13 protein-coding genes and 1 pseudogene are annotated in these 12,559 nt (G+C 33.9%); 6 read left to right on the top strand and 8 right to left on the bottom strand.

Annotated elements, in window-relative coordinates; all coding sequences use genetic code 11:
* Window positions 1-214 precede the first annotated feature (214 nt).
* The 5 genes from ACWA1B_RS09555 to ACWA1B_RS09575 all read left to right on the top strand — a co-directional run bounded on the left by ACWA1B_RS09555 (window position 215) and on the right by ACWA1B_RS09575 (window position 3,865).
* Entirely contained in the window at window positions 215-1,402 is a 1,188-nt protein-coding gene (locus ACWA1B_RS09555; RefSeq protein ID WP_456906280.1) for a hypothetical protein, read from the top strand.
* 153 nt (window positions 1,403-1,555) lie between these two features.
* Window positions 1,556-1,882: an ArsR/SmtB family transcription factor gene (locus tag ACWA1B_RS09560; protein ID WP_035649207.1), complete on the top strand. Its 327-nt coding sequence runs from the start codon at window positions 1,556-1,558 to the stop codon at window positions 1,880-1,882.
* Window positions 1,872-2,372, top strand: a complete 501-nt coding sequence (locus ACWA1B_RS09565) for an SRPBCC family protein (RefSeq protein WP_456906282.1) — start codon at window positions 1,872-1,874, stop codon at window positions 2,370-2,372. The genes ACWA1B_RS09560 and ACWA1B_RS09565 overlap by 11 nt, the downstream gene beginning before the upstream one ends.
* Before the next feature lie 35 nt (window positions 2,373-2,407).
* Window positions 2,408-2,911, top strand: coding sequence for an SRPBCC family protein (locus ACWA1B_RS09570; RefSeq protein ID WP_456906284.1), 504 nt, complete (start codon window positions 2,408-2,410; stop codon window positions 2,909-2,911).
* An 84-nt stretch (window positions 2,912-2,995) separates the two neighbouring features.
* Window positions 2,996-3,865, top strand: coding sequence for an alpha/beta hydrolase (locus ACWA1B_RS09575; RefSeq protein WP_456906286.1), 870 nt, complete (start codon window positions 2,996-2,998; stop codon window positions 3,863-3,865).
* A 58-nt stretch (window positions 3,866-3,923) separates the two neighbouring features.
* Here the strand turns inward: ACWA1B_RS09575 and ACWA1B_RS09580 are convergent.
* Window positions 3,924-4,628 (bottom strand): annotated as a pseudogene (locus ACWA1B_RS09580) (YifB family Mg chelatase-like AAA ATPase); the annotation flags it as partial.
* Window positions 4,629-4,678: 50 nt separating this feature from the next.
* Here ACWA1B_RS09580 and ACWA1B_RS09585 point away from each other — a divergent pair.
* Entirely contained in the window at window positions 4,679-6,472 is a 1,794-nt protein-coding gene (locus tag ACWA1B_RS09585) for a recombinase family protein (RefSeq protein ID WP_456906288.1), read from the top strand.
* On the opposite strand, the gene ACWA1B_RS09590 is transcribed toward ACWA1B_RS09585, so the two are convergent.
* The 7 genes from ACWA1B_RS09590 to ACWA1B_RS09620 form a co-directional block, all read right to left on the bottom strand.
* Window positions 6,469-7,491: a toll/interleukin-1 receptor domain-containing protein gene (locus tag ACWA1B_RS09590; RefSeq protein ID WP_456906290.1), complete on the bottom strand. Its 1,023-nt coding sequence runs from the start codon at window positions 7,489-7,491 to the stop codon at window positions 6,469-6,471. The two genes, ACWA1B_RS09585 and ACWA1B_RS09590, sit on opposite strands and share 4 nt — an antisense overlap.
* 44 nt (window positions 7,492-7,535) lie before the next feature.
* Window positions 7,536-8,300, bottom strand: coding sequence for an Abi-alpha family protein (locus tag ACWA1B_RS09595; RefSeq protein ID WP_456906292.1), 765 nt, complete (start codon window positions 8,298-8,300; stop codon window positions 7,536-7,538).
* A gap of 192 nt (window positions 8,301-8,492) precedes the next feature.
* Entirely contained in the window at window positions 8,493-9,179 is a 687-nt protein-coding gene (locus ACWA1B_RS09600; protein ID WP_456906294.1) for a recombinase family protein, read from the bottom strand.
* A 292-nt stretch (window positions 9,180-9,471) separates the two neighbouring features.
* Window positions 9,472-9,888 carry a hypothetical protein gene (locus ACWA1B_RS09605; protein ID WP_456906296.1) on the bottom strand — a complete coding sequence of 139 codons (417 nt, stop codon included), beginning with the start codon at window positions 9,886-9,888 and terminating at the stop codon, window positions 9,472-9,474.
* 102 nt (window positions 9,889-9,990) lie between these two features.
* On the bottom strand, window positions 9,991-10,674 hold the full coding sequence (locus ACWA1B_RS09610) for an SEC-C domain-containing protein (RefSeq protein ID WP_456906298.1): 684 nt from the start codon (window positions 10,672-10,674) through the stop codon (window positions 9,991-9,993).
* A 4-nt stretch (window positions 10,675-10,678) separates the two neighbouring features.
* Window positions 10,679-11,014: a hypothetical protein gene (locus tag ACWA1B_RS09615; protein ID WP_456906300.1), complete on the bottom strand. Its 336-nt coding sequence runs from the start codon at window positions 11,012-11,014 to the stop codon at window positions 10,679-10,681.
* A gap of 91 nt (window positions 11,015-11,105) precedes the next feature.
* On the bottom strand, window positions 11,106-11,987 hold the full coding sequence (locus tag ACWA1B_RS09620; protein ID WP_456906302.1) for a DNA cytosine methyltransferase: 882 nt from the start codon (window positions 11,985-11,987) through the stop codon (window positions 11,106-11,108).
* Window positions 11,988-12,559 lie beyond the last annotated feature (572 nt).

Raw genomic sequence — 12,559 nt, forward strand, 5'->3', positions numbered from 1 at the left:
ACAATCTTTTTTATTACTCAAAAAAACAAAACTTCTCATCTAGCCCGGATGGAAGTGGCATCCTTTTGTGGTGGGGTTCACCACAAAAGATATAACGGACAGCGGGACTGAACATTGTTATGAAAACATGGGTTTCTGCTCCTTAAAAAATCTAAAAAAAGGCATAGTTGTTGAAAGTTAAAAAAGATATATTTACACCTTCAAAAAATACAACATGCAAAAAATTACTTTTCTATTTTCTATATTATTTTTGGCCTTTTCTTCGTGCGGTGTAAAAACAACCCAAGCTCTGATAAGCGACGGTAATTACGACGGCGCAATTGACCGTGCGGTTGAAGCTTTAAGAACGAATAAAGATTCAAAAGGAAAACAGGATTATGTATATCTGCTCGAAGAGGCTTTTGCTAAAGCGAAAGATAGAGACTTGCGTAATCTTGAAATGCTCAACAAAGAAAATAATCCCGCAAATACTGAACGCATCTACAATACTTATGTACAGCTAAACAACCGTCAGGAAAAAATTAGACCTATTTTACCTTTGAAATTATTAAAGCAGGGAAGAAATGCACTTTTTCCGTTTGATAATTATTCGAATGAAATTGTAAACAGCAAAAACGCACTTTCTAAATATCTGTATGAAAACGCTTCTGCTCTTTTGAAATCAAATAACAAAATGGATTTCAGAAAAGCTTACGATGATTTTGCCTATTTGGAAAGTTTAAATCCGAATTACAAAAATGCAAAAAAACTGATGGACGATGCTCTGTTTAAAGGAACTGATTTTGTGGATGTTTATGCCAAAAATGAAACCAATATGGTAATCCCAAAAATGCTTCAGGACGATTTATTGGATTTTAAAACTTATGGATTAAACGATAAATGGACGGTTTATCATAGTGCCAGACAAAAAAATGTAAACTACGATTACAGCCTGATTATTAATTTTAGAGATATTTATATTTCGCCAGAACAAATCAAAGAAAAGGAATTTACTAAAGAAAGACAGGTAAAAGATGGCGTAAAAACACTTTTGGACAGCCGAGGAAAACCTGTAAAAGACAGTCTTGGAAAGGAAGTTAAAGTAGATAATTTTAAAATTCTTCGTGCAACTGTCTACGAATTTAGACAATTCAAATCGTGCCAAGTCACTGCAAAAATTGACTACGTAGATTTGAAATCGAATCAGTTGGTTCAAACATTTCCAATTAGCAGTGAATTTGTTTTTGAGAATATATATTCGACTTATAAAGGCGATAAAAATGCCTGCGATGACAATTATCTTGGCAACTTCAATAAACGTGCGGTTTTGTTTCCGAATAACGAACAAATGGTTTATGACACGGGCGAAGACTTGAAAGCCAAGCTAAAAGACATCATTATAAAGAATAAATTTAGACGATAATTACATAAAACGATTATAAAGAAAAAGACGCATTTTTGATGCGTCTTTTTTTGTTTAAGTTCTTTTCTTTTAAAAAAATATGCTTTTTTTAATTGCGCAACCAAAAAGTTGCGTATATTTGCAACTGATTAGTTGCGTAATTCTATTTTAAAAATGAAACGAGATATTTTTCAGGCAATTGCCGATCCGACACGAAGAGCAATTTTAGTTTTGATTTCTTCAACTGCATTAACGCCAAATGCAATTGCAGAACAATTTAAAACTACGAGACAAGCAGTTTCTAAACACATTAAAGTTTTGAACGAATGTGATTTATTGGAAGAAAAAAAACTGGGCAGAGAAATTTATTATCAGCTCAAAATTGACAAAATGAAAGAAGTTGATCAATGGATGGAACAATTCAAGAAAATCTGGGAAAGTCGTTTCAGTCAATTGGATCAAGTATTATTAAATTTAAAATCTAAAGAAAATGAAATCTGATCTTACAATGAATTTTTCCATAGATAAGGAAAATATAGCCGTAAATATAAAACGCGAATTCAATGCGTCATTGTCAAACGTTTGGGCAGCCTGGACAGAGGTTGAGATATTAGATCAATGGTGGGCGCCGGCTCCCTTCAAATCCAAAACAAAAAGCATGGAATTTAAGGAAGGCGGACGCAGATTGTACGCCATGGTTGGGCAGGATGGTCAGGAACGTTGGAGTTTTTTTGATTATTCTTCCATTTCTCCAAAAACAAATTTTAAACATTCTTCTACTTTTTGCGATGCTGATGCAAATCCAGATCCAAATATGGGAAGTTCATATTGGGATGTCACGTTTTCTGAAGATGGCGATTTGACTGTTGTTGATATTGTAATAAAACGAGATAGTCTGCCCGAATTAGAAAAAGTCGTAGAAATGGGATTCAAAGAAGGATTTACAAGCACGCTTAAAATCTTGGACAAAATTCTTGAATCGAGAAAATAAATTTTTAAGTACTAATACATTAAAATTAAAATATCATGAAATCAAATCTTTTAATGAATTTTACAGTAGATAAAGAAACGAGTACGGTAAATGTAAAACGCGAATTCAATGCGCCATTGTCTGATGTTTGGTCGGCATGGACGGAAGCTGAAATTCTGGATCAGTGGTGGGCGCCGGCTCCTTGGAAAGCTAGAACTAAAAGCATGGAATTTAAAGAAGGCGGACGCCGACTTTATGCAATGGTTGGGCCTGAAGGCGAAGAACATTGGGCGATTGCCGATTTTACTTCGATTAATCCGAAAACAAATTTTAAATATTCTGATGCTTTTTCAGACAATGAAGGAAACATAAATAATGATTTCCCACGTTCAAGTTGGGATGTTACTTTTTCAGAAAATGGGAATTCTACTTATGTCGATATTGCAATTAGACATGAAAAGCTTTCAGATTTGGAAATGATTATTCAAATGGGCTTTAAAGAAGGTTTCACAATTGCAATGGAAGGTTTGGATGACATTTTTGCTGAGAAAGCAAAATAAATCTATTCAATTTATAAAAAGACGAAAGTTCAAAAAATAAAAATTGTAACTTTCGTCTTTTTATAAATCATTTTTACTTCTATAATGAACAAGTTTTTTACTCTCACTTTTTTATTTCTTTCCACAACAATAATTTTTAGTCAAAACAGTAAATCCAAAACTACAGAAACCAATAAACCTTTTGTTTTAGGTGTTATTGACGAAATTCAATCAAAAGAATTAGGAGAAAAAAGAATCTTAAACATTTATCTTCCTGAAGGCTACAATCCAAGCGAAGATAAAAAATACCCTGTTATCTACTTATTAGACGGTTCTGCCGATGAAGACTTTATTCATATTTCTGGATTAGTTCAATTTAATAGTTTCGAATGGATCAATCAGGTTCCAAAATCAATTGTAGTGGGTATTGCAACTGTTGACAGACGTAGAGATTTTACATTTCCGACTAGTGTAGAAAATGATAAAACTCGTTTTCCAACAACCGGACATTCTAATAAATTTATTGCTTTTATCGAAAAAGAATTACAGCCTTTTATTGATAAAAAATACAAGACAACTGAATCAAAAATGATTGTTGGCCAATCTTTGGGCGGACTATTGGAAACGGAAATCTTACTTAAAAAACCTTCTCTTTTTAATAAATATGTTATCGTTAGTCCGAGTTTATGGTGGGATAATGGTTCTTTGCTAAATTCAGATTCTGAAATATTGAAAGAGAACTTTAATCAAAAAACTGAAATTTATATCGCAGTAGGCAAAGAAGGTCTAACTCCAACGGACATTCCGCGTGTCATGGAGGTGGATGCTAATTTATTGGCCGAAAAAATAAAGTTTTCGAAAAGTAAAAACATCAAAATATATTTTGATTATTTCCCTGAAGAAAATCACGGAACGATCTTGCATCCCGCGGTTGCAAATTCTTTCAAATTCTTTTATCCAATAGTTAAAGAGTAAAATAGAATTTAAAATTGTGAAATGTAAATCATTATGCTGATTTACATTTCACAATTTTTTATCCCAACCAACCTTCCCTATCGAGACTTCTATATTGAATTGCTTCTGCAATATGTGAAGAAATGATATTTGGAGCATTATCCAAATCTGCAATAGTTCTAGAAACTTTTAAAATTCGATCATAAGCACGTGCAGAGAGATTTAATCTTTCCATTGCTGTTTTCAGTAACTCTTTTGAGGGTTCGTCCAAAGCACAAAATTCACGAATAAGTTTACTGCTCATTTGAGCGTTGTAATGAACATTTTCGACCGTTTCAAATCTTTTGGTTTGAATTTCTCTAGCAGCTGTAACACGTTTACGAATTTCGACGCTGCTTTCTGCCTTTCTTTCGTCTGCCAATTTTTCGAACGGAACAGGTGTGACTTCAATATGAATATCTATTCGGTCTAAAAGCGGACCGGAAATTTTACTCATATAACGCTGCATTTCGTGCGGAGAAGAATTATTTGGCATACTTGGATCATTAAAAAATCCACTCGGACTCGGATTCATACTTGCCACCAGCATAAAAGATGATGGATAAGTAACCGTAAATTTAGCTCTGGAAATCGTTACTTCACGATCTTCCAACGGCTGACGCATCACTTCAAGAACATCCCGTTTAAATTCTGGCAATTCATCCAAAAACAAAACACCATTATGCGCCATTGAAATTTCGCCTGGTTGCGGATAACTTCCGCCTCCGACAAGCGCCACGTTTGTTGTTTATATAGAATGGGTGGTGTATATTTGTACCTATAAAATAGATAGTTATGGGCAAATGTGCAATATACGCAAGGGTTTCAACAGTAGATAAGCAAGACTACCAAAGACAGGTGAGCGATTGCAAGACTGCTATTGGCAATTTATATACCGAAGATAACATAGAAATCTTTGCTGAACAAATTTCAGGTTACAAAGAAAATGAAGCTAGACCACAACTAAGCAAATTGCTTTCAATAATTGAAAATGATTCGACATATTTTTCAAAAATCTATTGTACAGAAATATCACGTCTTGGTCGTGACCCTAGAGCAACAAGAAACCTTATTGACAATCTAACAGATAAGAGAATCCCAATTTTCATTACTTCAATAAACAAGCAAACACTAGACGAAAATGGTGAGCGTGATACAACAATGAACATCATTTTGCAGGTGCTAATGGAATTTGCAGATTCCGAGAGCAAGACAATGAAGAAACGTAGCAAATCGGGATTGCTTCAAAGTGTTATTAATGGAAATGCTGGCGGGTCTAAAAACTTGCCTTATGGCTATACGAAAGACGAAAACAAAAAACTAATAATTGAAGAGGAAGAAGCGGAAATAATAAAAGAAATATTTCAACTATATAAAGCTGGAAACGGTTTTAAATCAATTGCTAGTATATTAAACTATAGAGAAATACCAACAAGAACACACAAGGCTTTCGGTAATCAGGTGATGAAATTCAAAACTGAAAAGACGGCAAATAAAGTGATTTGGACAGATGTAGCGGTTGACCATATTATTAAAAATTCAATCTATTACGGACAAAGACGATTTAAAGGCAACTTATATCCTGCACCAGCTATTATTGACGAACAGCTTTACAAAGAATGTAACGAAATTACAGCCACCAAAACACATCGAAATTATCTTACTACATATACGTATTTGCTGAAAGATTTATTAATATGTGGTTGTTGTGGCCGCAACTACTTTGCAAAGTTTAAGCCAGTTGAACGAGGTGACAAAGTTTACATATGCTCTTCAAGACTTATCAAAGGTGGCAATTGTGGCAATATTGGCGTTAACATTTCTTTGCTGGAATCTGCAATATATGAAGAGTTTATTAGCACTGGCAGGTTAGCAAACTATATTCAAATGAATAAGGTTAATATTTTTGAGGAACTAAAAACAAAGATAAGTTCTCTTGAAACTGATTTAAAAATTGCTCAATCTGATTTTGCTAAAAAAGAAAATGAAAAGAAACGATTGCTAGACTTATATCTAGGTGACAAGATTGACGCAACTGCATTTGAAAAAAAACAGGTTCAAATTAATCAAAGCGAAAATGAGTTAATCGCTAGGATTAATATATTAAAAGAAGAAATTTTTCAAAATAAGAAGATATTGGAAAAACAAAGCGATAAGCAAACAACAACACAAATGCTTATCGATGCAAAAGACAATAGAACAGAATTAAAAACACTTTTTAATCAATTTATATCCAAGGTCATTATAAACAAATTAGATGCTAAAACCGTCCTTACGAGCGTTTTTATAACGTATGGCGGTAAAGAAATTGGACACCCATTTAAACTATTCTTAAACATTCGAGGACTAATTGCAAGACCAATGAAATATGAATACGTATCAGCTATAGGTGTAGATTACAGACCAATATACAGAAGAAATATTTTACTTAATAATCCAAGCAAATTATTACAGGAAGTTGAAGAGAAAAAAGCTGTTTATGACCCGCAAGTTGAAAATGATGATTTTTTAATTATAAATATTCCAAAAGAAAATTTAATACTTATTGAAAATTTTTATCCAATCAAACGAAATAACAAACCTTTCTAATGTTTTCTAAAATTTTTACTTTTTTCAGTTTGTATTACATCTATTAAATATGTAAAAATTCTTTGGATAATTTTATCTGTTGTAAATTTTGCAATTGAAAACCACACTACTTCTTTGTTATAATCTAAGTCAAATTTATACCTAGTGCTAAATAAAATTGTTGGTTCTTCGTGCTGAAAGACACCCCATCGGTCTATTCTTTCATACCCTTTCATTTGCACGATGGTTAAAGAATTATTTTCAGCTGAATTTGAAAATCTTGAACTCCACTCTAAACGAACTGAATTCCCATTGCACTGCACAATCGATATATTTCTTTCATTTGTTTCAAACGTAAAATTTAATCCTGTTGTTTGCTTATATAAATTTACTTTATCCTGTAATTGATTGTTCAAAAATTCTATTTCCTTCCTAAAAATTTCAACACCTTCCTCCGAATCTACAATTCTATTAAGTTCTAAATTTAATCGTTCTTCACTTAAAACACTATTTGCTTTATCAATTATTGGGTCTAAGCTAAGTTCATTAAAATTCGGTATTGCTCCTAACTTTGGCTTATCAACTACTGGGTGATTATAAATATCTTTAGCTAATTTTAATAGCTCGTCATAGTATTTTTTGTCATCAACCATATTATGAGAAATCTTAGAACGTAAAAACTTAGGCGAACTGGTCTCTAAAGTTCCCCTTCTTAGAATTGGTAAGAATTTAATATTGGTAATTGGTGATTCAAAAAGTTCTTGAGTAATCATTGTACTTTCATAACCTACACCTCTAGTTCTCTCTTCTGCTCTAACTTTGTAATTTGGTGTAAGTATTATCAAAACCTTGTCTGCTTTTTCAATGGATTGTTCCATAAAATAAGGCAAGTCTGAACCTGTCTTAAGTTCGTATTGGTCTACTATAACTATGATACCGTACTTCTCTGATAAATCTTTTGCTAACTTTAAAACCCATTCTTGATGCTCAGGACTGTCCCAAGAATATGAAATAAATACCGTTATTCTATTTTCTATCATCTACTTATTAAATTATAACAATTATAACTATCCAAAAAAACTCATTATTTAAGTATAAAAATCTTATCTGCTGGAATGCAGGCTTTTACAAATAATTCTCCAAACTTTGTTAAATGTATTTTCGTTATAGTATATATTCCAGTTTGTTTTCTTTTTGGCTCATATTGACCATCTTCCCAAAGTGGCTCTTCTGAAATAATTGGCCAGTCTACTAAATTCAAAGATACAAGATGTGATATGTACATTTCAAAATGCTCCGAAAATAACAATTTATTCTTTAGCCTTAAATCCCTTACTACTGTCCTTTTTCCTAAGCTAACAGTGTCATTTTCACCTACTATTAATTCAGTAATATACTCATACTCGTGTAGTTGCTCTGACAAGCTATATAACAAAAATGCTTCATCAGGTGAAAGTTGGTCAATTATATGAAAGAAAGCTGGATGAGCTTCGTTAACTCTCTCTTTATCAATAGCTCTTTGGAGTAGCGAGATATATAAGTCTGTCAAATAATTATCTTCCTCTAGATATTTTAACCTGTCCATTATCGGGCCGCTTAATGAGCTAGGTGCTTCAATTTGCCTTTCTTCTGGAACGCCCTCTCGAATTTTATCACAATATTTTGAAAGTCTGTCTTGCCACGCACCCATAAACTGAAATGGTGCTGTAAATAATCGAGCTGATTTTATTAAGTCCGTTGATATTTTGCCTGTTTCCTGTACAGATTGCGATAGTCCATCTTCATAGATTTTTTTAACTGTATCTGCACCTAGTATATTTGCGAATTTTTCAATTCCTTCTACGCTCATCTTTGTAGTTTTTAAACTTTTCTACTGCTAATTTAAGTTTTATTTTTAACAATTCTCAATGTGGTTAAAACGTTTTTTGGTTGCTTGGTGAGTTAGATGTATGTCTGTGTTCCAAAATCCCAAAAACACCTAAATTTGACCAAAACAAAATAAGCCCCGCTAAGGGCTTAAAATATTTATTAGATGGTCGAATTAATAGTTATAGATTGGTGCGTTAGATGTAGCGAATATATCTCTTACAGGTGTATAGATTGTCTTAACCTTACCGCCTAACGCATCGTAAGCTTTCTTAACTCTTTGCACTGTACTAAGGTTAGTACCTGTTATCTTAGCAATGTCTCTTAAGCTTATCGGGTTGGTGTTGCCCTTGCGCTTGTTCCTGTTGAATTGCTTGACAATATCAGGATGCGCCCCGCAACGTTCCTCATTGGTCATTGCTGTACCTTTGAGCCTGCCTTTATATATTCCTTTTTCCTGAGCCTGACGCACGCCCTCAGCCTGACGCTCACGCAGTGTGCTAAGTTCCTGCTCTGCTATATTGGCAAGGATAGTAACCACCATCTTAAAGGCTGGGTTTTCTTTGCCGTCTATAAGCGAAAACATACCGATGTTATGCACATAGATAGTAACACCCGATTCGTGCATATATTCGAGGGTCTGCAATATGTCGATAAGGTTACGCCCTAGCCTGCTGACCTCTTGCACGTTGACCTGTTTGATTTGCCCCGCTCTAATATCCCTAATCAACTCCTTGGCTTGTGGTCGGTCTAGGAACTTAGTTTTACCGCTTATAACATCGATGTACAAGCGGTCGGTATCGTTTAACTGCCTACCTATATTTTGGCTCTTATCTGAAATTCTTATATACTTGGCTATCATATATTAACTGTTTACCTTATACAAATGTATAAATAAATTCTATATCACGTATGGGTAAACCCCAAATTGATTACATTTTTTCTTATTCTATTATCTTAATTCAACGCATTTGCTGGGCTTCCCATAGTGTGCTTTGGGCACTCCCTAACCTGAATACAATATTTGCAAAAAAAATTAACAAGCCCAGTGTTTATAAGGGTTTGTTAAATATGCTTTTGAATATGGGATTTAATCAAATATAGATTTGTGAATCGAAAAGTCAATAAAATCGGGTGAAGAAAAAAAAGAATCTCTATTCTGACTTTTTGGCTTCAATAATAACGTAGCCGATAAACTGTATAATAAACGTTACAATAAGTACACCAAACGCACACCGCAAAAAACAAGTAAAGCTTGTTGAGAAATAATAACCAATTAAAATTGAAATATTCAACAGGACAATTGCCAACATCGTATTCATTGGGATTGGGCTTGCATCTTCCCTAAGACTCATATCTAAAAAATGAAATGTTGCCAGCAATGTGGCAATGTGCCATACGACTGTAAGTGCAAAAATTAAAGCTATTTGAGCATAAAACGGAAACGTAAAAAATTCAGGTTTAAATAAAATAAAAGGGATGACCCAAAAGCTACCCAGTATCACTATTGAAACCAAAGTTTCTTTTAAGTTATTGTTTAAATCTTTGAAAAGTTGTGCAAATTCACTCATACTTTTAACAGTTTGTTTTTATTAATAATGACTAATGTAATAAATTTTAAGAGTTGGAGTTGTTTTATTAGTGGTCGAATATTTTAGACGTTTAAAATTGCACTAGTCATTTAAATTACTTTTTTCAAAGATTTGTTTTGCAATTCCCAAATCGGTTTCAATAGTCGGTCTCAGGTTCGGTCGATGACATTTAACATATTTAAGCCCACTACCGCAGATACACAAGTTTTGCTTATGCATTTCAGCCTTTAAATATGTCCAATATGCATTCTTTAAATCTACATATCGATTCAATATTTGAACTATTGGCGTTGGAATATTAATTTTGACTTCATTTTCACGAATCGAAAACGCCTGCAAGGTATCTATCGTTTCGCATATCAGTATAAAATCATCAATATAAGCATTATCAGTAATATTGATTCTAACATTGGGTATATCTTTACCTTTATAAGAATCCTCATCAATGACAAACAAAATTTCTTTTTTATTGTCTTGATTTGGTGTTACGTCGATAAGTTCACCCGCTTCATTTCTCCAAACTGTATGGTGTTCACCTTCGTATATAAATTGCTGTTGGTGAATATGCCACCCGTAGCAAGCTGTACCACCCGATTTTGCAATCTTCATTGCCACATTGATATAACATTGTAACGGCTTTGAATATGATTCGACCACAACTGGTACAAGAACAGGTTCGTCTTTTGCTTTTAGTTTTGCAAACAACCTTTTTAACTGTCTCGTTTCTAACGATTCTTTAGGTTTCTTTATTTTTGGCTTACCCATTTCCCTATAACTTAAAATAAGGTTTAAAATCTTGCTCTTCAACAAATTCCTCTAATGGAAATTTTGTATCGGTAAAACAAAAAACATATTCAGGTAAATACCCATTGACTGTCTTTTCAATGTTGGTATTATTTAGATTCTCAAAAAAAACCGCACCAACATACTTTCTTGAAATTAAATTATCTCTATCTAAAATTGAAAAAATACAAGTGCAATTTTCAAAATTAATATCATCTTTATCAACTGGAAATTTAATAAGTAAGTCTGGTAAATATTTAACGTTATTTACCGTAACTGAATCGTCATTATAATTCAAATCTCTTTTGGTACGTATTGCCATAATGTTTATTTTTAAATTTATTATTGCGAATTTACTTAATTAAATTGAAGCTGTAGTAGTTTTATAAAACTACCTGTATTTGGATATTTCTCTAATTCAACTGCCTTAAAATATGAGCTACAACATCGATTGTCCAACCATTTCCAAGCATATTATAGCGCTGAGTATCTGATACACCTATCGTGTAACCATCGGGTACGTTCTGTAATCGCTCATACTCCAATGGTGATAATTTCCTTGGTGTTCCGTTGTGGAACACCTTTTTTTGATGGTTTCCACCTTTCAAACAGGTTAGCGTGCCTACCTTGCCGTTGAGATTGTACACCCTCTTTAATATATCGTGACCGTTGATGTGCAACGATGCTTGCACCTTTTCGTTGTCTCCTAGATAATCAAAGCTTTGCGTGTACCAGTACTTAGATGCTGGGTTGTCTTCTATTATATCGTTGAGTATTATACCTTGGTCAGCTGGTGGGGCCGCAACCTCTATGTTAGTCCAATAGTAGCGGTCACGGTCTTGTGCGCTTACTAGGTTGCTGTTGATGCGTATCGGGTCACATTCGAGTGCGTGGCTTATCAAATCCCTGTTTGCGTTGGTCATACTTGCCACGTTCTCGAATAAGAAGTAATTGGGTTGGGTTTCCTGCAGGATGCGCAAGAACTCATAGAACAGCTTGGACTTGTCGCCCTGCAGTCCTTGGTTGTGCTTTATGTTGTTGATGGTGGTTTGGCTCAGATTCTGACAAGGTGAACCGCCAAGCAGTAGGTTGATGCGTGGCAGGTCTTTTGCGTTGATGTGGTGAACGTCGCCCAGCTGTACCGTGTTTGGATAGTTGGATTGTGTTATCTGTATTGCGTACTTGTCGATTTCGCTTGCAAGGTAGTTGAAGTCTGTTAGACCTGCTTTGTGCAGTGCAAGCTGTCCGCAACTCATACCGTCGAACAGGCTTAACACATTGTATTGATTTATCATATTTACTTTTATGATAAATAATACTTTGCTTTGCGTTGAAGTAAATACTTAACTGGTTTACTTCATTTCTTTGCGTGTAATCCATCCTTTTGCGTTGAATGATATATTGATATGATTTTGCGTTGATATAGCCTTAAATCTATTCTAATTTCGTTGAGTGATTATCTTATCGTTGAAGTGTATCTTTTCCTTATCTGATGGTTTGCGTTGTGGTCACTAGACCACATAAAGCAAATCTTATCATCTTAATAGTTATAATTGCGTCTAGTTACCACGCAATAACTATTTATAGTTAAGTGCGGTATTTTTGCAACACTGCAAATATACCTCATTGTTGATTTTGCTAGGTTTATTACAATGAGGTAAAAATACCTCATCGTGTTGCAACTATCAATTTTAGTTAGTACCTTTGCAATGAGGTATATTTACTGCATTGTATATTTACCTACCAGTACCAACCAGTATTTTTTGATATTGGTTGACTTTTTCGGGTAGTTTCGATATACTTATTAATATATAAACAGTGGAGCAAACCACTTCAACAAAACCCTAGTGCTGGGGTCAAGGTGTTC

This window comes from Flavobacterium xizangense (assembly GCF_054075145.1).